The 25,181-nt window shown below is 67.5% G+C and carries 34 protein-coding genes and 1 other RNA gene; 17 read left to right on the top strand and 18 right to left on the bottom strand.

Annotated features, from left to right (window positions below):
• Position 1: 1 nt before the first annotated feature.
• Both TPR58_RS21380 and TPR58_RS21375 read left to right on the top strand, forming a co-directional pair.
• Entirely contained in the window at positions 2-325 is a 324-nt protein-coding gene (locus TPR58_RS21380; RefSeq protein ID WP_346248798.1) for a YbaB/EbfC family nucleoid-associated protein, read from the top strand.
• 67 nt (positions 326-392) lie between these two features.
• Complete coding sequence (locus tag TPR58_RS21375; RefSeq protein ID WP_346248797.1) at positions 393-695, top strand: hypothetical protein; 303 nt, start codon at positions 393-395, stop codon at positions 693-695.
• A 70-nt stretch (positions 696-765) separates the two neighbouring features.
• On the opposite strand, the gene mtgA is transcribed toward TPR58_RS21375, so the two are convergent.
• From mtgA to TPR58_RS21360, 3 genes are all read right to left on the bottom strand, one after another.
• A complete protein-coding gene (gene mtgA, locus TPR58_RS21370) occupies positions 766-1,428 on the bottom strand; it encodes a monofunctional biosynthetic peptidoglycan transglycosylase (RefSeq protein ID WP_346248814.1) in 663 nt (220 codons plus the stop codon).
• A gap of 348 nt (positions 1,429-1,776) precedes the next feature.
• On the bottom strand, positions 1,777-2,679 hold the full coding sequence (gene rpoH / locus TPR58_RS21365) for an RNA polymerase sigma factor RpoH (protein ID WP_346248796.1): 903 nt from the start codon (positions 2,677-2,679) through the stop codon (positions 1,777-1,779).
• Positions 2,680-2,734: 55 nt separating this feature from the next.
• Positions 2,735-3,685, bottom strand: coding sequence for an RluA family pseudouridine synthase (locus TPR58_RS21360; RefSeq protein WP_346248795.1), 951 nt, complete (start codon positions 3,683-3,685; stop codon positions 2,735-2,737).
• 12 nt (positions 3,686-3,697) lie between these two features.
• Between TPR58_RS21360 and TPR58_RS21355 the strand changes: the two genes are divergently transcribed.
• The 12 genes from TPR58_RS21355 (at position 3,698) to TPR58_RS21300 (ending at position 12,833) form a co-directional block, all read left to right on the top strand.
• The gene (locus TPR58_RS21355; RefSeq protein ID WP_346248794.1) at positions 3,698-4,108 is read left to right on the top strand and encodes a M67 family metallopeptidase; all 411 of its coding nucleotides are present in this window, start codon (positions 3,698-3,700) and stop codon (positions 4,106-4,108) included.
• 108 nt (positions 4,109-4,216) lie between these two features.
• Complete coding sequence (locus TPR58_RS21350; protein ID WP_346248793.1) at positions 4,217-4,858, top strand: histidine phosphotransferase family protein; 642 nt, start codon at positions 4,217-4,219, stop codon at positions 4,856-4,858.
• A 230-nt stretch (positions 4,859-5,088) separates the two neighbouring features.
• The gene (locus tag TPR58_RS21345; protein ID WP_346248792.1) at positions 5,089-7,413 is read left to right on the top strand and encodes a chemotaxis protein CheA; all 2,325 of its coding nucleotides are present in this window, start codon (positions 5,089-5,091) and stop codon (positions 7,411-7,413) included.
• Entirely contained in the window at positions 7,410-7,835 is a 426-nt protein-coding gene (locus TPR58_RS21340) for a chemotaxis protein CheW (protein ID WP_346248791.1), read from the top strand. Before TPR58_RS21345 ends, TPR58_RS21340 begins: the two co-directional genes overlap by 4 nt.
• An 81-nt stretch (positions 7,836-7,916) precedes the next feature.
• Entirely contained in the window at positions 7,917-8,282 is a 366-nt protein-coding gene (locus TPR58_RS21335) for a response regulator (RefSeq protein ID WP_346248790.1), read from the top strand.
• Between the two features lie 29 nt (positions 8,283-8,311).
• Positions 8,312-9,370, top strand: a complete 1,059-nt coding sequence (locus TPR58_RS21330) for a chemotaxis protein CheB (RefSeq protein ID WP_346248789.1) — start codon at positions 8,312-8,314, stop codon at positions 9,368-9,370.
• 5 nt (positions 9,371-9,375) lie between these two features.
• Complete coding sequence (locus TPR58_RS21325; protein ID WP_346248813.1) at positions 9,376-10,230, top strand: CheR family methyltransferase; 855 nt, start codon at positions 9,376-9,378, stop codon at positions 10,228-10,230.
• A gap of 64 nt (positions 10,231-10,294) precedes the next feature.
• Positions 10,295-10,993, top strand: coding sequence for an N-acetylmuramoyl-L-alanine amidase (locus tag TPR58_RS21320; RefSeq protein ID WP_346248788.1), 699 nt, complete (start codon positions 10,295-10,297; stop codon positions 10,991-10,993).
• A 56-nt stretch (positions 10,994-11,049) separates the two neighbouring features.
• Positions 11,050-11,430: RNase P RNA component class A (gene rnpB, locus TPR58_RS21315), an RNA gene on the top strand.
• Between the two features lie 72 nt (positions 11,431-11,502).
• The gene (locus TPR58_RS21310) at positions 11,503-12,039 is read left to right on the top strand and encodes a J domain-containing protein (protein ID WP_346248812.1); all 537 of its coding nucleotides are present in this window, start codon (positions 11,503-11,505) and stop codon (positions 12,037-12,039) included.
• On the top strand, positions 12,036-12,338 hold the full coding sequence (locus TPR58_RS21305) for a thioredoxin domain-containing protein (protein ID WP_346248787.1): 303 nt from the start codon (positions 12,036-12,038) through the stop codon (positions 12,336-12,338). Before TPR58_RS21310 ends, TPR58_RS21305 begins: the two co-directional genes overlap by 4 nt.
• A 72-nt stretch (positions 12,339-12,410) precedes the next feature.
• Positions 12,411-12,833: a hypothetical protein gene (locus TPR58_RS21300; RefSeq protein WP_346248786.1), complete on the top strand. Its 423-nt coding sequence runs from the start codon at positions 12,411-12,413 to the stop codon at positions 12,831-12,833.
• 1 nt (position 12,834) lies between these two features.
• On the opposite strand, the gene TPR58_RS21295 is transcribed toward TPR58_RS21300, so the two are convergent.
• From TPR58_RS21295 to pspA, 10 genes are all read right to left on the bottom strand, one after another.
• Positions 12,835-13,260 carry a SecDF P1 head subdomain-containing protein gene (locus TPR58_RS21295; RefSeq protein WP_346248785.1) on the bottom strand — a complete coding sequence of 142 codons (426 nt, stop codon included), beginning with the start codon at positions 13,258-13,260 and terminating at the stop codon, positions 12,835-12,837.
• Positions 13,257-13,661 (bottom strand): SufE family protein, encoded by a 405-nt coding sequence (locus TPR58_RS21290; protein WP_346248784.1) that lies wholly within the window; start codon positions 13,659-13,661, stop codon positions 13,257-13,259. Before TPR58_RS21290 ends, TPR58_RS21295 begins: the two co-directional genes overlap by 4 nt.
• A 144-nt stretch (positions 13,662-13,805) precedes the next feature.
• On the bottom strand, positions 13,806-14,054 hold the full coding sequence (locus TPR58_RS21285; protein WP_346248783.1) for a hypothetical protein: 249 nt from the start codon (positions 14,052-14,054) through the stop codon (positions 13,806-13,808).
• Positions 14,055-14,065: 11 nt separating this feature from the next.
• Positions 14,066-14,338: a hypothetical protein gene (locus TPR58_RS21280; protein ID WP_346248782.1), complete on the bottom strand. Its 273-nt coding sequence runs from the start codon at positions 14,336-14,338 to the stop codon at positions 14,066-14,068.
• Between the two features lie 195 nt (positions 14,339-14,533).
• Complete coding sequence (locus TPR58_RS21275) at positions 14,534-14,797, bottom strand: hypothetical protein (protein ID WP_346248781.1); 264 nt, start codon at positions 14,795-14,797, stop codon at positions 14,534-14,536.
• A gap of 16 nt (positions 14,798-14,813) precedes the next feature.
• Complete coding sequence (locus TPR58_RS21270; protein WP_346248811.1) at positions 14,814-15,137, bottom strand: hypothetical protein; 324 nt, start codon at positions 15,135-15,137, stop codon at positions 14,814-14,816.
• Between the two features lie 17 nt (positions 15,138-15,154).
• Complete coding sequence (locus TPR58_RS21265) at positions 15,155-15,442, bottom strand: hypothetical protein (protein ID WP_346248780.1); 288 nt, start codon at positions 15,440-15,442, stop codon at positions 15,155-15,157.
• Positions 15,443-15,473: 31 nt separating this feature from the next.
• Entirely contained in the window at positions 15,474-15,851 is a 378-nt protein-coding gene (pspC, locus tag TPR58_RS21260) for an envelope stress response membrane protein PspC (RefSeq protein ID WP_346248778.1), read from the bottom strand.
• A gap of 1 nt (position 15,852) precedes the next feature.
• Positions 15,853-16,125 carry an envelope stress response membrane protein PspB gene (gene pspB / locus TPR58_RS21255; RefSeq protein WP_346248777.1) on the bottom strand — a complete coding sequence of 91 codons (273 nt, stop codon included), beginning with the start codon at positions 16,123-16,125 and terminating at the stop codon, positions 15,853-15,855.
• A 4-nt stretch (positions 16,126-16,129) separates the two neighbouring features.
• On the bottom strand, positions 16,130-16,798 hold the full coding sequence (gene pspA / locus TPR58_RS21250) for a phage shock protein PspA (RefSeq protein WP_346248776.1): 669 nt from the start codon (positions 16,796-16,798) through the stop codon (positions 16,130-16,132).
• A 398-nt stretch (positions 16,799-17,196) separates the two neighbouring features.
• On the opposite strand from pspA, the gene pspF reads away from it, so the two are divergent.
• Both pspF and TPR58_RS21240 read left to right on the top strand, forming a co-directional pair.
• On the top strand, positions 17,197-18,237 hold the full coding sequence (pspF, locus tag TPR58_RS21245) for a phage shock protein operon transcriptional activator (protein ID WP_346248775.1): 1,041 nt from the start codon (positions 17,197-17,199) through the stop codon (positions 18,235-18,237).
• Between the two features lie 133 nt (positions 18,238-18,370).
• Positions 18,371-18,991 (top strand): superoxide dismutase, encoded by a 621-nt coding sequence (locus TPR58_RS21240; protein ID WP_346248774.1) that lies wholly within the window; start codon positions 18,371-18,373, stop codon positions 18,989-18,991.
• A 180-nt stretch (positions 18,992-19,171) separates the two neighbouring features.
• On the opposite strand, the gene TPR58_RS21235 is transcribed toward TPR58_RS21240, so the two are convergent.
• Genes TPR58_RS21235 through mtaB form a run of 4 tightly spaced genes read right to left on the bottom strand, consistent with a single transcriptional unit; the run spans position 19,172 to position 22,960 of the window.
• Entirely contained in the window at positions 19,172-20,182 is a 1,011-nt protein-coding gene (locus TPR58_RS21235; protein WP_346248773.1) for a 2-hydroxyacid dehydrogenase, read from the bottom strand.
• Between the two features lie 3 nt (positions 20,183-20,185).
• On the bottom strand, positions 20,186-20,806 hold the full coding sequence (locus TPR58_RS21230) for a septation protein A (protein ID WP_346248771.1): 621 nt from the start codon (positions 20,804-20,806) through the stop codon (positions 20,186-20,188).
• Positions 20,796-21,731: a signal recognition particle-docking protein FtsY gene (gene ftsY, locus TPR58_RS21225; protein ID WP_346248770.1), complete on the bottom strand. Its 936-nt coding sequence runs from the start codon at positions 21,729-21,731 to the stop codon at positions 20,796-20,798. Before ftsY ends, TPR58_RS21230 begins: the two co-directional genes overlap by 11 nt.
• Positions 21,728-22,960 (bottom strand): tRNA (N(6)-L-threonylcarbamoyladenosine(37)-C(2))-methylthiotransferase MtaB, encoded by a 1,233-nt coding sequence (gene mtaB / locus TPR58_RS21220; protein WP_346248769.1) that lies wholly within the window; start codon positions 22,958-22,960, stop codon positions 21,728-21,730. Before mtaB ends, ftsY begins: the two co-directional genes overlap by 4 nt.
• On the opposite strand from mtaB, the gene TPR58_RS21215 reads away from it, so the two are divergent.
• Positions 22,961-23,539 carry a DUF924 family protein gene (locus TPR58_RS21215; protein ID WP_346248768.1) on the top strand — a complete coding sequence of 193 codons (579 nt, stop codon included), beginning with the start codon at positions 22,961-22,963 and terminating at the stop codon, positions 23,537-23,539.
• Between the two features lie 3 nt (positions 23,540-23,542).
• On the opposite strand, the gene TPR58_RS21210 is transcribed toward TPR58_RS21215, so the two are convergent.
• A complete protein-coding gene (locus TPR58_RS21210; RefSeq protein WP_346248767.1) occupies positions 23,543-25,174 on the bottom strand; it encodes a putative bifunctional diguanylate cyclase/phosphodiesterase in 1,632 nt (543 codons plus the stop codon).
• Positions 25,175-25,181 lie beyond the last annotated feature (7 nt).

Genomic DNA, 25,181 nt, shown 5'->3' with positions numbered 1-25,181 from the left:
AATGAAGAGTCTCGAAGACATCATGGCCATGGCGCAGAACGTCCAGGCCGAACTGACCAAGGCACAGGCCAATCTCGACACGATCGAGGTCGAGGGCGCCTCGGGCGGCGGGCTGATCAAGATCCGCGCGACCGCCAAGGGCCGGATCATCGGCATGGACATCGACGATTCGCTGCTGAACCCCGGCGAGAAGGGCGTGCTGGAGGATCTGCTGGCCGCGGCGTTCAACGACGCCCGCGCCAAGGCCGACGCCGCCTCTCAGGAAGCGATGAGCAAGATGACCGCGGGCATGCCGCTGCCGCCGGGCTTCAAGCTGCCGTTCTGAGCCGCCTGCGGAACCATCTCCCGTCCTTCGCTGTTGCTGCGGCAATAACAAACAGGAGGGTTTGGAGATGGTCGAGCGAGTAACCGAGCGCAGTGACGGCGTCACTGCGGAGCGCGTGACCGAGACCGGCGGCGATCGTACCGTCGTGGTCGAGCGTCGCGGCGGCGGCGGATTTGCCGTGCTGATCGGCGTGATCCTGCTGGTCGCGGTGGCGATCGGCGCGGTGTATCTGTTCAATCAGAGCCAGAATGACGCGATCCGCACCGATGCGGTGACCGGCGCCGCCAAGAGTGTCGAGCGCGGGGCCGAGAAGGTGGGCGCCGCTGCCGAGAAGGCAGGCGACGCCGTGGTCGGCGACGAGAAGAAGTAACGAGACGAGGCGGTCGTCCGATGGGCGACCGCCTCGATTCATCCCGGCCGACGATGCGGCGGGATGGGTGTCAGCGCAGGCAGGTGTCGAGCCCGTCGTTCAGCACGACGCCGATCCGCGCGCTGATCGACCTGCCATAGCGGCGGGTGAAGCCCTTCGGATCGATTCCCGCCCGCTTCTTGGGAAGCGGAAGGACGGCCGCGATCTGGGCCGCCTCGCGCGGCGTCAGCGTCGAGGCGTCGTGCTTGAAATATCGCTGCGCACCGGCGTTGACGCCATAGGTGCCGATACCGGTCTCCGCGACGTTAAGGTAGACTTCCATGATCCGCCGCTTGCCCCAGATCTTCTCGATCAGCAGCGTGAACCACGCCTCCAGGCCCTTGCGGAAATAGCCGCCGCCCTGCCACAGGAAGACGTTCTTGGCGGTCTGCTGGCTGATCGTCGATCCGCCGCGGATCAGCTTCTTGCCGGTCGCGTTGCGCGCCGCCGCGGCCGCGATCGCGCGATAGTCGAACCCGCCATGCTCGCAGAATCGCGCATCCTCCGCGGCGATCGCGGCGCGCGCCATGTTGGGCGAGATCCGGCTGAGCGGCATCCAGCTCTTGCGCACGCCGTGCCCGGCGAAAACGTCCCCGATCATCGTCCAGGTGATCGGCGGCGGCACGAAGCGGAAGATCGCCACCATCACCAGCGACAGCAGGATGAAGCCGAGGATGCCCGTCACGATCCACATCGCGATCCGGCGCGGCCAGGACCGGCGCTTGCGCGGCGTCTTCGGTGGTCTGGCATCCTTGGGCACGGGCACGATCGGATCTCGGGAAAGGGAAGGGGAGGCGGGAGGTGTCGCCCGACGATGCGAGGCGGCGGCTGCAGCCGCTTCCTCCGGATCGACCGGATCGTCGCCGGCTGGCAACGGCAGCGGGTCGAGCGAGGGCCGGTGCCAGTCGGGCCGCGGCACGCTGGAAGGGCCGGTGCCCGGATCGTCGCGGCGGTCGCTCATCCGATCGTCAATGCCGTTGCATAAGCGAAACGGCAACCGCCCGGAGAGCAGCTGCCGTTCGCATTTGTCGTCGTCATCGGCTCAGGCGGTGATCAGGCGCTTCTCGCCGGCCAGGCGCATCATCGCCTTTTGCAGCTTCTCGAATGCCCGGACCTCGATCTGGCGCACCCGCTCGCGCGACACGCCATACACCTGGGAGAGTTCCTCCAGCGTCTTGGGATCGTCGGTCAGGCGACGCTCGGTCAGGATGTGGCGCTCGCGATCGTTCAGATCGTCCATCGCGCTCACCAGCATCTCGTGCCGGACCTCGGCTTCCTGAGTCTCGGCCGTGACCTGATCCTGCAGCGGCGCATCGTCCGCCAGCCAATCCTGCCACTGGCCTTCGCCGTCCTCGCGCATCGAGACGTTCAGCGAGGTGTCGCCGCCCATCGCCATGCGACGGTTCATCGAGACGACCTCGTCCTCGGTCACGCCCAGGTCGGTCGCGATCTTCGCCACGTCCTCGGGGCGCAGATCGCCGTCCTCGAACGCGTCGAGCTTCGCCTTCATCCGGCGCAGGTTGAAGAACAGCTTCTTCTGCGCCGCGGTGGTGCCCATCTTCACCAGCGACCAGCTGCGCAGGATGAATTCCTGGATGGATGCGCGGATCCACCACATCGCATAGGTCGCCAGACGGAACCCCCGATCGGGCTCGAACTTCTTCACGCCCTGCATCAGGCCGATATTGCCCTCCGAGATCAGTTCCGAGACCGGCAGACCATAGCCGCGATAGCCCATCGCGATCTTCGCCACGAGGCGAAGGTGCGAGGTGACGAGCTGCGCTGCGGCTTCCGGATCCTGATGCTCCTGGAATCGCTTGGCGAGCATATATTCCTGCTCGGGCGCGAGAATCGGAAACTTCTTGATCTCGGCCAGATAGCGGTTGAGGCTGGCCTCCCCGCCAAGTGCGGGAATCGTCGCCGGGACGTTGCTTCCGCTAGCCATGATCACTTCTCCCTTTCACTGGGCCACACCTGCCACACCGGGCAGGGCGCCAAAATCATACGATGAGGTTATCGAACAGTTCCTGCATGTCGGCAGGCATTTCGCTTTCGAACGACAAAGCGTGGCTTTTCACCGGATGGATGAACCCCAGACGGGCCGCGTGCAAGGCCTGCCGCCGGAAATCCAGGGTTTCCAATAAGGCACGGTGCGACTTCCTCGTGCTGCCATAGACCGGGTCGCCCAATAGCGCATGGCCGATGGACGCCATATGAACGCGCACCTGGTGCGTCCGTCCCGTCTCCAGCCGGCATTCGACCAGCGCGGCGTCGCGCAACTGGCGGATCTTGCGCCAGTGGGTGATCGCATGCTTGCCCACGCCCTCGCCGACGACCGCGACCTTCTTGCGGTTGACCGGCGACCGGGCGAGCCGGGCATCGACCGTGCCTTCCGCCGCCGGGATGCCGCTGACGATCGCCTTGTACCGCCGGTCGATGCTGTGCGCCTTGAACTGCGACGCCAGCCCGATATGCGCCCGGTCGGTCTTCGCGGCGATCATCAGGCCCGACGTATCCTTGTCGATCCGGTGGACGATCCCCGGCCGCGCGACGCCGCCAATCCCCGACAGGCTGCCCTGGCAATGGTGCAGCAGCGCGTTGACCAGCGTGCCGTCCAGATTGCCGGCGGCGGGGTGGACGACCAGGCCGGCGGGCTTGTCGATGACGATCAGATGCTCGTCCTCGAACACCACCACCAGCGGAATGTCCTGCGCCTCGTTATGCGCAGGTTCCGGATCGGGGACGACGATGGTGAACATCGAACCGCCCGCCGCCTTGCGCGCCGGATCGCGGATCAGCCCGGCAGGTCCGGTGACCTGTCCGGTGGAGATCAGCGCCTTGACCCGCTCGCGGGACAAGGTGGGCAGGGCATCGGCAAGCGCACGGTCGAGACGCCAGCCATCGGCCAGGTCCGAAATGCGCGCTTCGATGATGGAACCCCCCCGGCTCATGTTTTATGCAAGATGGGAATGAGGGTCCGAATTTCAAGGGGCGTGCTTGACGCGCTGCAGCGGGAATCCGCGGCCGCGTCGCCGGCGGAAGCCTGTGGTCTGTTGTTCGGAAACGCAGAGGAGATCACCGGGTTCCGGACGGCCGGCAATGTCGCCGATGCGCCCGAGCGTCGCTTCGAGATCGATCCGCGCACCCTGTTCGCTGCGCTGCGGGCCGAACGCGCGGGAGGACCGCGCGTCATCGGCTATTGGCATTCGCACCCCGGCGGCGATCCGACTCCGTCGGCGACCGATGCGGCGATGGCCGAACCGGACGGCAAGCTGTGGCTGATCCTCGGAAGCGCGGGCTATTCGCTGCACCGGGCAGTGGCACAAGGCACCCTTCACGGACGGTTCGATCCGGCGCCCGCGCTGGAGACCTGACGCCGGCGGCGATCGCGGATCGGGCGTTTTGCACTTCTCGGCGCACCGGCGGGTTGCGGGCGCGGGGACACTGCTCCAAAGGAGTATAAAGACTGGAGCCTTAACCCTTTGAACATCAGCCCGACCGACTTCGCGAGCCTGCTCTGTTCGAGGCTGTGCCACGACCTGCTCAGTCCGGTCGGAGCACTGAACAACGGCCTGGAACTGCTTGCGGACGAACAGGATCCGGAAATGCGCCAGCGCTGCCTCGAGCTGCTCAACGAGAGCGCCCGCGCCAGCGCCAACAAGCTGAAATTCTTCCGCCTCGCTTTCGGGGCGGCCGGCGGATTCGGCGAGACGGTCGACACGCGAGAGGCGCAGGCGGCGATCATCGGCCTGTTCGGCGACAATCACCGGATCCATATCGGCTGGATGGTCGACGAGCCGGTCATGGCGAAGCAGGCGATCAAGGTGCTGCTGAACCTCGCGCTGATCGCCGGCGACGCGCTGATCCGCGGCGGTCAGCTCGACATCGGTGCCGAGGTGGTCGAGGGCCAGGTCGAGATCGTGGTTCGCGCCGACGGGCCGCGCATCGTCCTCGACCCCGAACTGCGCAGTGCGCTCGTCGGCCAGGGCGACGCCTCGATCACGCCGCGCGCGGCTGCCGCGCATCTCGTCCACGCGCTGGTGACCCAGGGCGGCGGCGAATTGCAGGTCAGCGATCCCGACGCAGACGTGCTCCTGTTCGGCGCGGCGTTCGACGTCGCCTGACGCCTCAGCCAGGCCCAACTGCCCGCGGAGGGCGTACCGAGAGCGTTTCTGCCCAGACCTGGCTGCGGAATGTCTTTTCAGGCAGCGGGGCTTTCGTCGAGCACGCCTCGTCGAAACGCGACGCGATCCCCTTCTTGCCTCGGCCGCGAGACTTGACAGGAAGGGACTCCCACTAACCACCGATTAACCCTCTGCGGCCATGGTCGGCGGGCGCAATTGCCCGGGGCCCCATGGACGACCTGCTTCAAGAATTCATCGCGGAGACGCGCGAGACGCTGGAGGCCCTGTCGGGCGAGATCGTCGCTTGGGAAGCGAGCCCCGGCGACCGCGGCCGCCTCGACGCCATCTTCCGCTTCGTCCACACGGTGAAGGGAAGCTGCGGCTTTCTCGACCTGCCCCGTCTCGGCCGATTGAGCCACGCCGCCGAGGACGTGCTTGCCCAGGCGCGCAGCGGCGAGCGGACCCCCGACCGGGCGATGGTCAACGCCGTTCTGGCGATCGTCGATCGCATCGGCGAGCTGGTCGAGGCGATCGATTCGGGCACCAGCGTCGATGCGAAGGGTGACGACCTGCTGATGGCGGCCCTGGTACAAGGCTCTCAGGAAATCGCCTCGGCGCCGGCCGCCGCGACCCCGCGCACGCCGGCGCGTTCGGTCCGGCTCAACGTCGAGCTGCTCGACCGGATGATGTCGGGCATGTCGGACATGGTGCTGGCGCGCAACGAGCTGGCACGGCGGCTGCGCCAGGGCGAGATCGATCCGGCGGCGGAGGCCGCGCTGGAGCGGCTGTCGCTGACGGTCGGCGAGATGCGCGACACCGTGACCCGCACCCGCATGCAGAAGGTCGATGCACTGTTCTCGGCCTTGCCGCGCATCGTCCGCGACACGGCGGCGGGGCTCGGCAAGTCGGTCCAGCTCCAGGTCGAGGGGGCGGATGTCGAGCTGGACCGCGAGATGATAGAGGTCATGCGCGATCCGCTGGTCCATATCGTGCGCAACTCGATCGATCACGGGATCGAGGCGCCGGCCGATCGCCGCCGCAGCGGCAAGCGCGAGACCGGGCGACTGATCGTCTCGGCGCGGCAGTCGGGCAACCAGATCATCATCGAGATCGTCGACGACGGCCGCGGCGTCGATACCGATGCGCTGATCCGGAAGCTGGCCGCCACCGGCGCGGGCCACGAACGCGACCTGCACGCACTGTCCGACAAGGCGAAGCTGGCGCTGGTGTTCGAACCGGGCCTGTCGAGCAAGGACGAGGTCAGCGAGGTCTCGGGCAGGGGCGTCGGCATGGACGTGGTGCGGTCCTCGATCGAGCAGATCGGCGGGCGGGTCGAGCTGGACAGCGTGCCGGGCAAGGGGCTGTGCATCGCCATCCATGTTCCCCTGACGCTGTCGATCATCTCCGCGATCGTCGTCGGCGTCGGTTCCCAGCGATTCGCGATCCCGCGCCAGGCGATCGAGGAGATCGTCACCGATCGCGGCGAGGCGATCCGGATCGACACGATCGGCGACAGCCGGATGGCGAGCGTGCGCAATCGCCGCATGCCGCTGATCGGCCTTGCCGACCTGCTGGGGCTGCAGCGCGAGCACGGCGCTGCCGACGCGCCTGGCATGATGCTGGCGATCATCAATATCGGCATGGGAAGCTATGCGCTCGCCGTCGACACGGTGCTCGACAACGAGGAGCTGGTGATCAAGCCGGCATCGCCTGCGGTGATGTGCACCGGCATCTATGCGGGACAGACCTTGCCCGACAGCGGGCTGCCGATGCTGATGCTCGACTGCGCCGGGCTGGCGAGCGCAGCAGGGCTGGACTTCAACCGCGATGCCCAGCGCCAGGACGACGAGCCGCCCGAAGAATCGGCGGCGGCGCCGGGGCTGCCGGCGCTGCTGTTCCGCGACCTGGACGGGGTGCGGCGGGCGGCGCCGCTCGCGATCGTCGACCGGGTCGAGCAGGTCGATCCGGCCTCGATCCGCTTTGCCGCGGGCCGCCACCGGCTGACGATCGACGGCCGCATCCTGCCGCTGGTCGCCCAGTCGGACGTGCTCGGCGCCAGGCCCAGCATCCTGCGGCTCAAGGACGGGGAGAGCGAACTCGCCTATGCCATCGACGAGGCGATCGACATCGTCGTCCTGCACGGCGAGATCGCGCCGGCGTGCGAGCCGGGGATTGTCGCCGGGGTTGCCCTGCTGGACGACGAGCAGGTCGAGCTGCTCGACGGCTATTGGCTGTTCGGCGAACATGGCCGGGACGAGGGCGAGCCCGGATCGGCGCCGATCTGTCTGCTGGCGGGCGACGGCGACGGCTGGATGGCGTCCTTCCTGACGCCGATCCTGGAGGGGGCGGGCTACCGCGTCACGTCCGGTCTGACGGCGGGGGAGACCGCTACGGTCGTGCTTGCAGCGGACGATCACGCGCCGCCTGCGACGGTCGCGCCGGTCGTCCGATTGCGGCGAAGCCGGGCGGCGAGGGCCGGCGACGACAGCATCTATCGCTATGATCGGTCGGCCCTGCTGTCCGCGCTCGCAGCCCGCACGGGAGCCCGCGCATGACCCATCTCTTCCTCATCGCCCGGATCGCCGGGCGTCCGGTCGCGATCGATTCCGCCCAGGTCGAATCGGTCGTCGATATCGGGAAGGTGACCGCGATCCCGCGCGCGGCGGATCACGTCCGCGGCCTGGCGGCACTGCGCAGCCGGGTTGTGACCGTCGTCGATACCCAGGCGGCGCTCGGACTTGCCTCGCCCGGCGGCGATTCCGGGCGCGCGGTCATCACCCGGGTCGACGGCCACCATTATGCGATGCTGGTCGACGCGCTGGACGATGTCGCCCCGTTCGACCTGATGCCGCTTGCCAGCGGGGTGGCGCTGGACCGGACATGGGGCCGGGCCGGTCGCGGCATGATCGAGCGCGACGGTGAACCGATCCTCGCGATCGACCTGGCCTGCCTCGTGCCGGGCCAGTCCGGCCACTAGCCGCGATCCGGCCGATTAACGGGGCGCTTACGCTTTCCCGGCAAGGATGCGGCGGGCAAATCCCAACAGGGAATGATGGTTATGAAGACATGTCTCGTCGTCGACGACTCCAAGGTCATCCGCAAGGTGGCGCGGCATATCCTCGAGACCCTCGATTTCGAGGTGCGCGAGGCCGGTGACGGGCGCGAGGCGCTCGACAGCTGCCTGACGGCGGTGCCCGACGTCGTGCTGCTCGACTGGAACATGCCGGTGATGAGCGGGATGGACTTCCTGCGCGCGCTGACGGCCAGCGACATCGTGAACAAGCCGAAGGTGGTGTTCTGCACGACCGAGAACGGCATGGCCTATATCCGCGCCGCGATCGAGGCGGGGGCCGACGAATATGTGATGAAGCCGTTCGATCGCGAGACGCTGGAAAGCAAGCTGCAGATCGTCGGCGTCGCCTGACCGCGCGGCTTCCGGAAAGGGCGCCACGGATGGGCCAGCAGTTCGACATTCGCAGATGCGCCGTGGAGGGCGCGCCGGCCCGCGTGCTGATCGTCGACGACTCGGTCGTCGCGCGATCGGTGCTGGCACGGATGATCGACGGCACCCGGCGCTTCATGGTGGTCGGCGCCGTGCCCGATGCGCGCGCGGCGATCGACTATCTGGGGCGCAACCCGGTCGATGTCGTCCTGCTGGACATCGAGATGCCCGGCGTCGACGGCCTGACCGCGCTTCCCGACATCCTGGCGGCGGGGCGGGGGGCCAAGATCCTCGTCTGCTCGCATGCCGCCGACGAAGGTGCGGCGGCGGCGATCCAGGCACTGGCGCTGGGGGCCGCCGACACGCTGGTGAAGCCGGGCATCGGCGCGTTCGGCGGTCGCTTTGCCGAAGTGCTGGAGGACAAGCTTCGCCGCCTGTTCGAGCCTGCGCCGGACCTGGCCAGCCAGCCCTTCGTGCGACAGGGCCTTGCCGAGGACTACGACATCGTCGCGATCGGCGCCTCGACCGGGGGAATCCACGCGCTCAGCCAACTGCTCGGCGCGATCCCGGCCAGCTTCCCGCTGCCGATCCTGGTCACGCAGCACCTGCCGTCCAGCTTCATGGGCTATTTCGCGACGCAGCTCGCTTCGGTCTCCGGTCGCCCGTGCGACATCGCCACCGATTCGATGCGCATCCGTTCGGGACGGATCATCGTCGCGCCGGGCGAGGCGCATCTGCGCGTGGTGCGCACCAGCGTCGGCATCGCGGTGCGGCTGACCCGCGAACGGTCGGCCAGCGGCTGCATGCCCTCGGTCGACCCGATGTTCCAGTCGATCGCCCGGGTGTTCGGCCCGCGTGCGCTGGCGATCGTGCTGTCCGGCATGGGCCGCGACGGCAGCGAGGGCGCGTGCGATCTGGCCGCCGCGGGCGCGCAGATCGTCGTGCAGGACCAAGCAAGCTCGGTCATCTGGGGAATGCCGGGGGCGATCGCCGCTGCCGGCCGGGCTAGCGCCGTCCTGCCGCCCGACGAGATCGGTCGGCTGGTCGCCAGCCGGCGGAGGGCGAATTGATCGCGATGCCCCGCGCCGGGCTGGGCTGCGGCTCCAGTGCCAACAGCATGATCGCCCACCTGCTGGAACAGCGCAGCGGCCAGCAGATCGATGCGACCCGGGCCTGGCGGATCGAGACCGCGCTGAAGCCGCTGCTGCGCCAGCTCGAACTGACCACGCTGGACGAGCTGATCACCCAGCTGGTCCTCGCGCGGACCGGCGAACTCTCGGACAGGGTGGTGGATGCGTTGCTGAACCAGGAAACCAGCTTCTTCCGGGATGCGGCGGTGCTCGACATGGTGGCGGAGGCCGCGCGCGAGCTTCGGCGCGAGGCGCCGCACAAGCGGCTGCGCATCTGGTCGGCGGGCTGCTCGACCGGGCAGGAACCGCTGAGCCTCGCGATGCTGTTCGCCGAGCGCGAGCTTGCCCATGGCCAACTGCCCGAGATCGTCGCGACCGACGTCTCGACCGGCGCGCTCGCCCGGGCAAAGGCGGGGCGCTACACCCAGTTCGAGATCCAGCGCGGCCTGTCGGTGCGCCGGATGATGCGCTGGTTCGAGGGGCAGGGCGCCGACTGGACCGCCGCGCCCGAACTGCTGCGCCGGGTGCAGTTCCGGCCGCAGAATCTGACGACCGACGCGCCCCCGCCCGGCCTGTTCGACATCGTGCTGTGCCGCAACGTGCTCCTCTATTTCTCCGCGGCACTGCGCCGGCAGGTGTTCGAGACGCTGGCCCGCGCGCTTCGCCCCGGCGGGCTGCTGGTGCTGGGCGCCGGCGAGACGGTGATCGGCCAGACCGACCAGTTCGTGCCGAGCGACATGTTTCGCGGCTTCTACCAGCCGGTGCGGCTGCGGGACGAGGCGCTTCGCAAGGCAGGATGAGCCGAAGGCCGGAGGCATAATCGCCGCTGGCATCGGGCGCCCGACCCCGGTAGCGTGACCGACGATGAGCGCCCTGGACATCATCGATACCCCGTCGCCCAACTTCAATGCGCGCGACGCCGATGTCAGCCTGATCGTGCTGCACTATACCGGCATGGAAAGCGCCGAGGCGGCACTGGCCCGGCTGACCGATCCCGCATCCGAAGTGTCCGCCCATTATCTGATCGACGAGGATGGGACGATCCACCGGCTGGTCGCGGAGGAACATCGCGCCTGGCATTCCGGCAAGTCGCACTGGCGCGACGTCGCGAACGTCAATTCGGCATCCATCGGCATCGAACTGGTCAATCCCGGACATGAGCATGGCTATCGTCCGTTTCCGGACGCGCAGATGTCGTCGCTGATCCCGCTCGTTGCCGAAATCAAGGAACGTTACGGCATCACCCGCGGCAATGTCGTCGGGCATTCCGACGTGGCTCCGGCGCGCAAGCAGGATCCCGGCGAGCTGTTCAACTGGCACGCGCTGGCGCGTCTGCGGCTGGCGCTGCCCCGGCCGACGCGCAACCTGGTCGATCCCGGATGGAGCGATGCGGGGTTCATGCTCGCGCTCGAACGCTTCGGCTATGACGTGGCCGATGCGCGCGCCGCGGTCACCGCCTTCCAGCGCCGCTTCCGGCCCGAGATGGTCGATGGCGAGATCGACATGGAATGCCGCTGCCTGTTGCTGGCGCTGCTGCTTCCCAGGCCCCAGGGCGAGGATTGAGCCGAAGCCGGACGCCGGGGCTTCCATCCTGCGCGTTTCCCGCTATCTGGGTCGCGCCAGAGGGCCGGGCGGCCGCGGGTACCCATCGGGTGCGCGAGGAAAGTCCGGGCTCCACGGAACGACGGTGGCGGGTAATGCCCGCCGGGGGTGACCCCAGGGAAAGTGCCACAGAGAGCAGACCGCTCGCTGCCCCGGCTTTCGGGCAAGGGTAAGGGCAAGGGTGAAAGGGTGCGGCAAGAGCGCACCGCGCGACCGGTAACGGAAGCGGCATGGTAAACCCCACCGGGAGCAAGACCGAATAGGGGCGCCACATGGGCCAGTTCCGGCCCGGTGCCCGGGTTGGTTGCTTGAGCGGCGGAGCGATCCGTCGCCTAGAGGAATGGTCGCCTATCCCCTTCGGGGGTGGACAGAACCCGGCTTACAGGCCCTCTGGCGTTTTACCCCGCGACAGGCCCGTCGCACGGCCTGCGCGGGTTGCGCGGGCGGGACGAATGTCTATCTGCGAAGCAATGGCACGTCCGACGCGATCTTCCGACTGGGGCTTTCCCCGCTGGCGCAGCTATGGCGCCGAGCGCGAGGCGGCGAAGGTGCGTCTGTGCGACCGTCATGGCTGCGACGAGCCCGGCAACTGCCCCGCGCCCAAATCGCCCAACAGCCCGGAGCGCTGGTATTTCTGCGAAACCCATGCCGCGGAATACAATCGCAACTGGAATTATTTCGAGGGCCTGACCGCGGAGGAAGCGGCGCAGCGCGAGGCGGACGAGCGGCGCGACGCGTCGGGCTTTGCGGAATCCAGGCATAATGGCTGGGCCGGGCCGGGCGACGGCAGCCGCTCGCGCGACGAACTGCGCTCGCTCGAAGTGCTGGAACTCGAGGTCGACGCCGATTTCGATGCGGTCCGCCTCGCATGGCGCCGTCTTGCCAAGTCGAACCATCCCGACGTGAAGCCCGGCGATGCCGAGGCCGCCAAGCGGTTCCAGGCGATCCAGGCCGCCTATGACGTGCTCAAGGCGGCGGAGGAGCGCCGCACCTGGAAGCCGGAGTGAAGACCCAGGTCCGCGCCAACTGGTCGAACGCCGTTCTGGTCTGCGCCAAATGCTCGAAGAAGCTGGACGGCGGCTTCGGCCCCAAGGGCAAGGCGCCGCTGGCCAAGGCGCTGCGCAAGCACCTCAAGCTGAAAAAGGGGCGCAAGGCGGATGAGGGCATCGTCGAGGTAAAGTGCCTGGGCGTGTGTCCGCGCGGTGCGGTGACCGTGGTGAACGGCGCCGCCAGCCGCGAATGGCTGCTGGTGCCGGAAGGCGCGGATCTGGACGAGGTGGCGGGCGAACTCGGCCTGACGCGATAGCTGCCCGCCGCCATTGACGGGGCGGGGTCGGCACCCGACATCACGATCTCCGTTTGATGGAGTGTTCCCAGGATGAAGATGCTTGCTCAGGCAGGCCTTGCCGCGTCGCTGCTGTTCGTTGCCGTACCTGCGGCGGCCCAGGGCGATGGTGTCGCCGAACGCCTTGCCGATGCCGAAGCCAATCTGGTCGGGACCGGCCAGACCGCGACCGGCTGGGAAACGCGCGGCACGCTTGCCCGCGGCGCCAGCCAGGAAGTTACGGTCAAGCTGAACAAGGCGACCAGCTTCAGCATCATCGGCGCCTGCGACGCGCGCTGCGACGACCTCAACCTCTATGCCACCGATTCGAAGCGCAAGCCGGTCGACGCGGACGACAATGACGATCCGCTGCCGGTGCTGACGATCGACGCGCCGGGCACCTACCGGATCCGCGTCGAGATGAAGCAGTGCGGCGCCGAAAGCTGCGCCTTCGCGGTGAAGGCGTTCGGGAAGTAGGTCAGCGCGGCGACAGCGACCGTGCGATGCGCGTCGCCGCATCCTTGTCCAGCGCGCCCGCGATCGACACCCGGCTGCCGCGGATCGGCTCGCGGACGACGGGACGGGTGATGAGCTTGCCGTCGACGCTGATCTCGATCGGGTGGTCGAGGCGGCAACCGGTCAGCCAGGCGAGGCGCGCTGCGGCTTGGGAAGACAGGGTCAGGTCCACTGCCCATTGGTCGCCTACCGCTTCCCTCACGCCGGCCGAGACGATCTCGGTGGATGCGATCTGCGTCCCCCCGATCCAGAGGCCCGGCCCGCTGGCCTCGGCAAGCCTGGGGTCGTCGGACGCCAGGTCATTCGCGGCTGCGGGAGCAGTCGGGCAGGGCGGGTCCTGCGGCGCCATCGCCAGCAGCGCCAGCGGAAGGAGCAGGGAGCCGCTCATGCGTAACGCGCAGCGGTCTCGCGGATCAGGGCGATCATGTTGGGAATGCCCTGTGTCCGGTTGGAGCTGAGCTGGTTGCGCAGGTCGAACGGCGCGAGCGCGCCTTCGATATCGGTCGCGGCGATCTCCGCCGAGCTGCGGTCCTGCACCGTGGTCAGCACCAGCGCGATGATCCCCTTGGTGATCGCTGCGTTGGAGTCCGCGAGGAAATGCAGCGTCCCGTCATCGGCCCGGGTCGGATAGACCCACACCGCCGCCGAACATCCGCGCACCAGGGTCGCATCGGTCTTCAGCGGATCGGGCATCGGCTCCAGCGCGCGACCCAGGTCGATCAGCAGGCGGTAGCGGTCGTCGGAGTCCAGAAACTCATATTCTTCCTGGATGTCGGTCAGGCTCGGCATGCCGGGCCTATAGCGCCGGGCGGCGGCCCGTCCAATGCCCGACCTGGCTCTGGGCAACCGCGGCGTGGAGGCAGTCGGGCCGGGATAGGCGCCCGGTGCTCCACGCCGCGGTTCCCGGCCCGTGGCCGGGGTGACGCGATTGGGTCAGAGGTCGACGCCGGCGGCGATCGCCTCGAGCTTGCGCAGCCGTTCCTTGAGGTCGGCGATCTCGATCCGCGATCCGGCCGAGGGGGCGCCGCTGGCGCTTGCGTCGGCGGCATGGCGCTCGTGCAGCTCGTCGCGCTTCAGCGAGAGCCAGCTGCGCCAGCCCGAAAGCCCGGCGGCGGTGATCATGCCCAGGCCGGCAAGGCCCGAGGCGGCGAGGGTCATGTACAGGTTGGCGTCGGTGGTCATGAGGTCCTCCGTCAGACGCGGTTCTTGTCGCGCAGCTGCTCGATCTCGCGGTCGAGGCGGCTGGCATCGGTTTCATTGTCGGTGATGACCCGCTCGAGCACCTGGATGCGCTCCCGGAGCGAGCGGATCTCGTCGCGAAGCCTGCGGCTCTCGGCGTCGTCGCGTGCGGCGTCGGGGTGATGCTCGTTGCCCCCCTTGCCCTTGCCCACGCCGTACCGTGCCTTGAGCACGTTTGCGATCGATACGATCAGCACGATGCCGATGACCATTTCGAACGGGTTCATTGCAGTGGTCCTCTTCTGGGTCCTGCCCGGTTATTCGGCGGGCTGCAGGGCGGCTTCGCGCTCGGCGCGGCGGCGGGGGCGGTCCCGGCTCTCGGCGAGCCAGATCATCCCGCCGCACATCGCGGCGAGCACACCAAAGACGACGATCATGTTGCTATCCTCGATTTCGGGACATCGGTCCCGCTTGGGTTCAGTTCAGCGGCTGATCGCGCAGCCGTTCGTCTCGTCGGAAAGTTCCAGGCCCTTGTCGGTCACGATCCGCTCCAGCACCTGGACCCGCTGCTCCAGCCGCTCGGTCTGGGCCGCATATTGGGCGGCCTTTTCGGCGGTCTGGGCGGCGATCAGCTGGCTCATCTTCTCCTTGTGCTCCAGCCAGTGCTTGAAGGCCCCGACGCTCATGGCGCCGATGATCGGAACGCCGACGACGATCATGAAGAAGAACAGGACAGATGTAGGCATGACGTCCTCCGTCTGATCAGTTGCGGGTGCCGCGAAGCTGTTCGATCTCGCGGTCCAGCACGTGGCTGCTGTCGGTCACGATCCGCTCGACATTGGCGAGCCGGTCCTTGATCGAGCCGAGCTCGGCACGCAGCTGGGCATTTTCCTGGCTCAGCAGCTTCACCCGCTCGACCGTCTCGTCGTTGTTCTTGGGATAGAGCGCCTGGCCCCAGCTGCCGTCGAGCGGATATCCGTTCTTGATCCGCAGCCAGGTGGTGACGACCCATCCGGCGATCGCCACCGAGACGATGACGGCGATCAGGGGGAACAGGCCCTGGATGAATACGAGCTTCTCGGTCATTTCCATGGTCCCTTCCTTCAGCGCAGGCTGTCGATTTCGCGGGCGGTGCGCTCGGCGGGATCGGTGACGATCCGCTCCAGCACCGCGATCCGCTCCTCGAGCCGGGAGATCTGCCCGGTCAGCCGCTCGTTCTCGCGGCTCAGCAGCTCGATCTTGCGATCCGCATCCGGGCCGGTCTTGCTGGTCGTGCCGGTCCATTCATTCTCGATGGGGTAGCCGTGCTTCGCCCGGATCCAGCTCGAGATCAGCCAGCCCATGGTGGAGATCAGCACGATCCCCAGAACCATTGCCTGTCCGCCGTTCATTGTTCTTCTCCCTGTCAGCCGCTGCTGCGTCTCAGCGCAGGCTGTCGATTTCGTCGGCGAGGCGCGTGTTGCGGCTCGTATAGTACATCTCGATGTCGGCCAGGCGGCGATCGATGTCGCGGAACTTGGACCGGACCTCGGCGGTGGAGCGGCGCGGGTTGGAGCGCACGCCCTGCCAGAATTTCTGGTCTTCCCGATCCTCGTACAGGTCGCGCGGCCTGGTCGGCGCCATCATCGCGATCAGGAAATAGGCGACCACGACCGTGCCCCAGCTCATCATGGTCAGCAGGATGATGCCGATCCGGAGCCAGAGCGTCTCGATCCCGGTATAGTCGGCGAGGCCGGAGCAGACCCCGAACAGCTTGCCGTTCTGCTTGTCGAGGTAGAATTTGGTACGGCTGGCGGACATCTCAATTCCTCCTGCTGAAGTCGTAGGGCTCGTTCTCGGAGCCGGTGCGGGGAAGGGCGCGGAATTCCGGATTGTCGGCGGCGATGATCCGCTCGACCGTCTGGAGCCGTTCCTCGAGCTGGCGGGCGAGATAGTGGAGCTCGTCGAGCAGCTTCTCGTCCTCGCCGGTGATCGTCGCGGCGGTCTTCCACTTGGTGATATAGTGGAAGATCACCCAGGGAAGCCCGAGGAAGAGCGTTGCGACAGCGACGATGGGGACTAAAACATCTTCCATCGGCTCAGTCCTTGTTTGCGAGGCGCTGTTTCAGGGCTGCCAGTTCGGCGTCGACCTTTTCGGACGAGCGCAACTCGGCAATCTCTTCCTCCAGCGTCTTCGGCTCGGCGCCCAGGCCCAGCGCGTCGGCGCGGCCCTCGGCCATGTCCACCCGGCGCTCCAGGATGTCGAAGCGCGAGAAGGCGTCCTGGACCCGCGGCCCGTTGGTCACTTCCCGCAGGCGGACGCGGTTGTTGGCGCTCTCCAGGCGGGCCGTGATCGAGCTCTGCCGGGTGCGGGCCTCGCGCAGCTTCGTCTGAAGCTTCTGGATATCGGCTTCGGCCGCCTGCAGCGCTTCGTCGAGCACCGAGATTTCCTGCGCCAGCTGGTCGCACATGTCGGCTGCCTTCTGGCGCTCGACCAGAGCCGCCTTGGCCAGGTCCTCGCGATCCTTCGACAGCGCCAGCTCGGCCTTTTCGGTCCAGCTTTCCTGGAGCTTGTCCAGGCGGGCGATGTGGCGGCGCATTTCCTTCTGGTCGGCGATGGTGCGGGCGGCGCTGGCGCGAACCTCGACCAGGGTTTCCTCCATCTCGAGGATGATCATGCGGATCATCTTGGCCGGGTCTTCGGCCTTGTCGAGCAGGTCGGTGACGTTGGCGGCGATGATGTCCCGGGTTCGCGAAAAGATACCCATATGCTTGCTCCTTCGAAACGTCGTACCGGCGGGAGGGAGTAGGGGGCCTCCCTCCCGCCGGAGGGATCGCTCGCCGATAGGGGTCGGCGAGCGAAGCGATTGATTATGCCAGCGCAGTGGCTGCCGGACCGACCACCGATGCCATCAGGACGATGCCGGTGAAGAGGGTGCAGACGACTGCCGCGAAGGCGTTGCGATAATAGTTGGGCTGGTAGGTCATTGTCGTTTCCCTGAACCTGAAGTCTGTGTCTCAGGCCCGTTGCCGGGCTTGTCTGGTACTTAGCAGGATGCGTGCCAAGTGCTGAAACCCACGCTTTTCCGCCATTTCCAGCGAGGTGGGCGGCAAGATCAGGATTTTTCACTTGCCAAAAGTTGGGAATTTTCGCCAAGCATTCGGCATGGAGCGCGCAACCACCGTTATCGGTCAGTCCTCGTCCTTCCTCGACGCGCTGGAACGCGCCAGCCGCGCCGCGGCGCTGGACCGTCCGGTGCTGGTGATCGGCGAGCGCGGCACCGGCAAGGAACTGGTGGCGGAACGTCTCCACCGCCTGTCGCCGCGCTGGGACCAGCCGCTGGTGGTGATGAACTGCGCGGCCCTTCCCGAAACGCTGATCGAGGCGGAGCTGTTCGGTCACGAGGCGGGCGCTTTCACCGGCGCGACCAAGGCGCGGGCGGGGCGGTTCGAGGAAGCGCATCGCGGTACCCTGTTCCTCGACGAGCTCGGCACGCTGTCGATGGCGGCGCAGGACCGGCTGCTGCGCGCGGTCGAATATGGCGAGATCACCCGTATCGGCTCGTCGCGCCCGCTCCATGTCGATGTCCGCATCGTTGCGGCGACCAACGAGCATCTGCCCGCGCGGGTGGAGCAGGGAAAGTTCCGCGCCGACCTGCTCGACCGGCTCAGCTTCGAGGTGGTGACGCTTCCGCCGCTGCGCGCGCGCGCTGGCGACGTGATGGTGTTGGCCGAATTCTATGGCCGGCGCATGGCGTCGGAAATGGGCTGGGAGGACTGGCCCGGCTTCGGCGCCCGCGCCAGCGACGAGCTCGAACGCTATGACTGGCCGGGCAATGTCCGCGAGCTGCGCAACGTCGTCGAGCGCGCGGTCTATCGCTGGGAACGCGAAGGGCCGATCGATTCGATCGAGATCGATCCGTTCCAGTCGCCCTTCCGCCCCCGCCCGATGGCGCATTCCGCCGCGGTGCCGGTCATGGTGCCGCAGCTCGAGGCCGTCGAGACGACCGCGCCGCCCCAGCCCGAGCCCGAGGAGGACATCCGCGACTTCAAACTGCGCGTGGCGCGGTTCGAGCGCGACCTGCTGCTGCGTGCGCTGTCCGAATGCCGCTACAACCAGCGTGCGACGGCGGAGGTGCTGGGGCTGACCTACGACCAGCTTCGCCATGCTCTGAAGCGCCACGAACTGCTCAGCGCAGGCAGTTGAGGCGGGTCCGTCGCCAGATTTCGTTTGCGCTCTGCAACGATTTTTCGGTGCTTCACCGCAAGACTTGGCCTAGGAGGGACCGGAACGCGCGGGTGTTCGTTCTCCCCGCGATTTGCCAGCAACGGAGAATATCATGGCCTTCGAACTTCCAGCCCTTCCCTATGCAGCCGACGCACTGGCTCCGCACATGTCCGCCGAGACGCTGGAGTTCCACCACGGCAAGCATCACAAGGCCTATGTCGACAAGACCAACGGCCTGATCGCGGGCACCGACCTGGCCGATGCCAGCCTGTCGCAGGTGATCAAGGCGGCCAAGGACCAGGGCAACAAAGGCCTGTTCAACAATTCGGCCCAGATCTGGAACCACAGCTTCTTCTGGCAGTGCCTGTCGCCCGAGAAGCAGGCGCCGACCGGCAAGCTGGCCGACATGATCAACGACAGCTTCGGTTCGGCCGACGAACTGGTGAAGAAGCTGGTCGAGGAATCGACCAATCACTTCGCCAGCGGCTGGGGCTGGCTGGTGCTGGACGGCGACGCGCTGAAGGTGACCTCGCTGCACGACGCCGACACGCCGGTGGTCTATGACGGCATGAAGCCGCTGCTGACGATCGATGTGTGGGAGCACGCCTATTATATCGACTATCGCAACGCCCGCCCGAAGTATCTCGACGTGCTGAGCGCGAACCTGATCAACTGGGAATTCGTGGCGCAGAATCTCGACGGCCAGGGCGTGAGCCGCGCCGACCAGGGCTGATCGCCCGACCGACCGATCGACAGGGGGCGCCGGGCGAGAGTTCGGCGCCCTTTTCGTTGCCCGACGACTGAGGGAGTGCGAACCAGATCGGCACAATGGGGGGCTTCTCTAGGCTGTCGCGTGCCCCTGCGCATAAGCCTCTCCGCCCAAGGAACCCGGGCTCCGGGGCAGGAAAGGGCGTCATCCCCTCAGCCGGTCGGTCGTAACCTGATTGGTGAGCGGTCGCCCCGCCTCGGCATCGGAAATGCTGGTCAGGGTCGTCTCGGCGATCGCGATCAGCGCTTCCTCCGTCAGGAACGCCTGATGCCCGGTCAGCAGGACGTTGGGGAAGGTCAGCAGCCGTTGCAGGACATCGTCCTGGACGATCTCGCCCGACAGGTCCTTGAAGAACAGGTCGGCTTCCTGCTCGTACACGTCCAGCGCCACCCCGCCGATGCCGCCACGCTTCAGCGCATCGATCAGCGCCTGGGTGTCGACCAGCGCGCCGCGGCTGGTGTTGACCAGCACCAGACCCGGCCGCGCCGCCGCGAGCATTGCCGCGTCGATCAGGTGACGCGTCTCCGGCGTCAGCGGGCAGTGGAGGGTGACGATGTCGCTGTCGCGCAGCAACTGGTCGCGCGAGACATAGCGGACCCCGATCGCGGTCAGATCGGGATCCTCGACCGGATCGCTGGCCAGCACCTCGCAGCCGAAGCCGGCGCGCAGCGCGCGGGCGACCAGCGCGCCGATCTTGCCGGTGCCGACGACCCCGGCCACCCGCCCATGCAGGTTGCGGCCGACCAGCCCGTCGAGGGCAAAGTTGTTCTCGCGCGTGCGCGACCAGGCGCGGTGGATGCGCCGGTCGAGCGCCAGCAGCAACGCGATCGTGAATTCGGACACCGCATGCGGCGAATAGGCCGGGACGCGCACCACCGGCAGGCCCAGCGCCTCGGCCGCCTCTAGATCGACATTGTTGAACCCGGCACAGCGCAGCGCGACCAGCCGGACGCCCATCGCCGCCAGCGCCTCGATCACCGGCCGGTCGAGCCGGTCGTTGACGAACACGCAGACCGCGTCGCTTCCCTGCGCCAGCGCGACGGTGTCCGCGCTCAGGCCCGGGTCCAGGAACCGCAGCTCATGGCCATGCGCCGCATTGGCCTTGTCCAGGAACCGGCGGTCATAGGACCGCGCACCGAAGACCGCGACGCGCACCGCTCAGCCCTCGGGCGGGATCGGCGCGTCGGCCGGCTTTTCCAGCTGAAGCCCGTGCTTCAGCAGCATCGGGATGTTGAGCATCGCGAAGACCAGCGTCATCGGGATCACCGCCCAGGTCTTGAAGGTCAGCCACTGGTCCCAATCGACCAGGTGCCGCACGACCTCGTTCAGCACCGCCATGACGACGAAGAAGCCGGTCCAGTTGATCGTCAGTAACCGCCATCCCTTGGCGGACAGGCCCGGATAGGCGCTTTCCAGCAGCGCCTGGAGCAGCGGCTTGCCCGTCACCAGGCCATAGGCGAGGATCACAGCGAACATCGAATAGACGATGGTCGGCTTGATCTGGATGAAGGTCTGGTCGTGGAAGTACAGCGTCAGCCCGCCGAACACGAGCACGAGCATGCCCGAGATCCACAGCATTGGCGAGATGTGGCGCGTCTTCCACCAGGACAGCGCCATTGCCAGGCCCATCGCGACCATGAACGCGGCGGTCGCCGCCAGGATCTTGGCGATCTGGGCGCCCGGCGCCAGCCAGTTGGTGGCGAAGAAGATCACCAGCGGACCGAAATCGATCAGCATCCGCAGGCCGGGCGAGACGGGAGTGCGGGTTTCAGCGGCCATTGCTCAGCTCCTCGACGCCGGCGATGATCCGCGCGACCTGTCTGGGATCGAACGGACGCAGATCGTCAACCTTTTCGCCCACGCCGATCGCGTGGATCGGCAGGCCGTATTTCTCCGCCGCCGCGACCAGGACGCCGCCGCGCGCGGTGCCGTCCAGCTTGGTCATCACCAGCCCGGTGACCCCGGCGACTTCCTTGAACACCTCGATCTGGTTCAGCGCATTCTGGCCGGTGGTCGCGTCGAGCACCAGCACCACGTCATGCGGCGAGGCCGGGTTGATCCGGCCCAGCACGCGGCGGATCTTGGCCAGTTCGTCCATCAGCTCGCGCTTGTTCTGGAGGCGACCGGCGGTGTCGACGATCAGCACGTCGATGCCCGTCTCGGTCGCCTGCTTGACCGCCTCGAACACGATGCCCGCGGCGTCGCCGCCCTCGGGCCCCGACACGATCGGCACGCCGATCCGCTCGGCCCAGGTGCGCAACTGGCCGATCGCGGCGGCGCGGAACGTGTCGCCCGCCGCCAGCATCACGCCGTAATCCTGCTCGATCAGCAGGTTCGCCAGCTTGGCGATGGTGGTAGTCTTGCCCGATCCGTTGACGCCGATCACCAGGATCACCTGCGGACGGGGAAAGGCCTCGATCTCCAGCCGCCGGGCGACGGGGGTCAGGACCTTCTCGATCTCCTCCGCCACGATCAGGCGGATGCCGAGCTCTTCCATGCCGGTCTCGAACTGGCCCTCGGCCAGGCGCTGGCGAACGCGCGCCGCCGTCGCCGGGCCCAGGTCGGACGCGATCAGCGCCTCCTCGATCTCGTCGAGCGTCGCATCGTCCAGCCGGCCGAGCTTCAGCCCCGCCAGATTGCCGAGCAACCGGTCCGACGTGCGCTTGAACCCGCCGAGCAGGCGATCATGCCAGCTCCCGCTCATGCGTCCACGCCCATCAGCTTGCCGTTCTCGACGCGTTCGATCTTCAACCGCACAATCGCTCCAACTTCACTCGGGCCGTGCCGCACTTCGGCGAAATTGCCCGCATGGCCCCGGTCTCCGGGTCGCTCTACCAGAATTTCCTGCGTGCTGCCGACCAGGCTCTGCAGCCAGGCCGATCGCCGCCGCTCCGCCGCCGCGCGCAGCTTCGCGGCGCGCGCCTTCACGACGTCCGGCTGGACCTGCGGCATTCGCGCCGCCGGGGTGCCGGCCCTCGGGCTGTAGGGGAAGATATGCGCGTGCACCACGTCGCAATCGTCGATCAGCGCAAGGCTATTGGCGAACATCGCCTCGTCCTCGGTCGGGAAGCCGGCGATCAGGTCGGCGCCGATCGCGATATCGGGCCGCGCCGCCTTCAGCCGCTCGACCAGCGCGACCGACTGCGCCCGGCCATGACGGCGCTTCATCCGCTTCAGCACCATGTCGTCGCCCGCCTGGAGCGACAGATGGACATGCGGCATCACCCGGCTCTCCTGCGTCAGCAGGTCGAACAGCCGATCGTCGATCTCGATCCCGTCGAGCGACGAGAGTCGCAACCGGCGCAGCTGCGGCACATGGCGCAGCACCCGCTCGACCAGCTGGCCCAGGCTCGGCTTGCCGGGCAGGTCGTGGCCGTAACTGGTCAGGTCGACCCCGGTCAGCACGACCTCGGCATGACGCTCGGCAAGCTCGGTGACGCGGTCGATCACCGCGCCGGCGCCGACCGACCGGCTGTTGCCCCGCCCGAACGGGATCGCGCAGAAGGTACAGCGATGGTCGCAGCCATTCTGCACCTCGACGAACGCGCGGGCATGGGTCGAGAAGCTGGCGGCCAGATGCGGCGCGGTGTCGCGCACCGCCATGATGTCCTGCACGACCACCGCCTCGCCCGGGGCCCAGGCGTCGGCGCGCAGCTTTTCGGCATTGCCGATGACGCGGTCGACCTCGGGCATCGCGGCAAAGGCCTGCGGATCGATCTGTGCCGCGCACCCGGTCACGACCAGTTCGGCGTCAGGCCGTTCGCGCCGCGCGCGGCGGATCGCCTGGCGGGTCTGCTTGACCGCTTCGTTGGTCACCGCGCAACTGTTCACCACGACGGTGTCTCGCCCTGTCAGAAGCGAACGGATCGTTTCGCTTTCGGCGAGGTTCAATCGACATCCGAGGCTGACGACATGTGGTGAGGAGAACGGCATTTGGCGGACGATCTAGGGTTGGCGGACCTCGATGTCCACGCGAAGGCGCAGGAGGTGCTCGGCTTCTGGTTCGATCTGGTGATGCCCGAACAATGGTTTGCCCAATCGGATGCGCTGGATGCCGAGATCCGCGAGCTGTTCGGCCCCTTGCGCGACCTGGTCCTGGGCAGCGGCGCTGCCGGGTGGCGAGACGATCCCGATACGCTGCTGGCGGCGGTCATCCTACTCGACCAGTTCAGTCGCAACCTCCATCGCGGCACTGCCGAGGCGTTCGCGGCGGACCCGCTCGCCCAGGAGCTGACTGCGCTCGCGCTGGTTGCGGGCTGGGACGAGGGCATGGCCGAGGATCGCCGCCAGTTCCTCTACATGCCGCTGATGCATGCCGAGGACCCCGAGATCCAGGCGCTCAGCGTGCGCTGCTTCGAGAAACTGGGCAAGGCCGACTCGCTGGAGTTCGCCCGCGAACATGCCGAGGTCGTCGAGCGCTTCGGCCGCTTTCCCACGCGCAACGCCGCGCTCGGCCGCGAGTCGACCGCGGCGGAGCGAGACTGGCTGGCGAGCGACCCGGTCGATTGGTGAGGCTCAGCCGGCCAGGCGGTGGCCGGGCACCTCGGTCAGGGTTGCGGGTGGCGCGGCGAGCTGCTGGACCAGCAACCGTCGTTCCGCCAGCAGGCGACGCACCCCGGTGACCGACAGCGGCCTGCCATAGAGCCAGCCCTGCGCCTTGGCGCAGCCGACCGCGCGCAGCCGCTGCTCGATCGCCGCGTCCTCGACCCCCTCGGCGGTGACCGGCAGGTTCAGGCTCTCGCCCAGCTTGGCGATCGCGTTCACGATCGCCGCCGAATCCGCATTGTCGTTGATCGTCATGACGAAGCTGCGGTCGATCTTGATCCGGTCGAAGGGCAGAGCACGCAGATGGGCCAGCGAGGAATAGCCCGTCCCGAAATCGTCGAGCGCGATGCGCACCCCCTGGTTCTTCAGGCTACCGACGATCGACTGGGCAAGCGCCAGGTTGTCGAACAGCGCGCTTTCGGTGATCTCGATTTCCAGCCGGTGCGCCGGAAAGCCTGTCTCGGTCAGCACCTTGATGATCTTCTGCGCCAGCCACGCGTCGCGCAGCTGCCAGGGCGACAGGTTGACCGACAGGCTCAGCGCCGGGTCCCAGTCGCGCGCGGCCAGGAAGGACTGGCGCATGATCGACAGCGACAGCTCGGCGATCATGCCGGTTTCCTCGGCGATCGGGATGAACAGGGAAGGGCTCAGCAGCCCGCGCAGCGGATGTTCCCAGCGCGCCAGCACCTCGAACCCGTCCAGCCGGCCGCTGGCCAGGTCGATCTGCTGCTCGAAATAGGGGACGATTTCCTGGCGCGGGATCGCCATGCGCAGTCCCGCTTCCAGTTCGTTGCGCGTCTGGAGCTCGCGCTCCATCGACTGGTCGAACCAGGCGAGGCGATTGCGGCCCGATTTCTTCGACTGGTACATGGCGATGTCGGCCGACCGCATCAGCGCATCGATGCTGGTGCATTCGAAATCGGATCGCGCCACGCCCAGCGAACAGGAAATGTGCAGGCGCAGCCCCTCGATGTCGAAGGGCTGGGCCATCCGGCTGACCAGCCGCTCGCCGATCCGCTCGACCATTTCCGGCTGGCCAGGATCGAACAGGAACCCGCACGAGAATTCGTCGCCGCCCAGTCGCGCGGTCAGCGCGGCGCTGGGCACTGCCGAGCGGATTTCGGCGGCCACGGCGCGCAGCAGCGCGTCGCCCACGGCGTGGCCGTGCATGTCGTTGATCGCCTTGAAATGATCCAGGTCGAGCATCATCAGCACCATCGCCTTGCGACGGCGCTGGGCGCGCACGAACATCGCCGCGCCTTCCTCGCCCAGGCTGCGGCGGTTGAGGAATCCGGTCAGCGGATCGCGGCTGGCGAGCAGATGCGCCCGCTCCTCGGCCGCGGCCCGCTCGCGCACTTCCTGACGCAGTGCATGGTGGCGACGCCAGCCGAACAGGATCAGCGCCACGTTCAGCAGCAACGCGATCACCAGCGTGCGATCCACCGGCTCGCCGCCCTCGAACCAATGCTGCAGCGTCTTGGACAGCACCGAGCTGCCCGTTCCCACGAACAACAGGATCGCGGCGACGCTGATCGCCCCGGTCACGATATCGCTGCCCTTCTTGCCGTCGTCATGCGTCTCGTCGTCGAGATCCAGCGCCATGCCGGAC

The organism is Sphingomonas rustica, from assembly GCF_039652585.1.
In the GTDB taxonomy this organism is placed as follows: domain Bacteria; phylum Pseudomonadota; class Alphaproteobacteria; order Sphingomonadales; family Sphingomonadaceae; genus Sphingomonas; species Sphingomonas rustica.
Note: the sequence above shows the minus strand (reverse complement) of the source record. Positions and strands in the feature narration are given on the sequence as shown.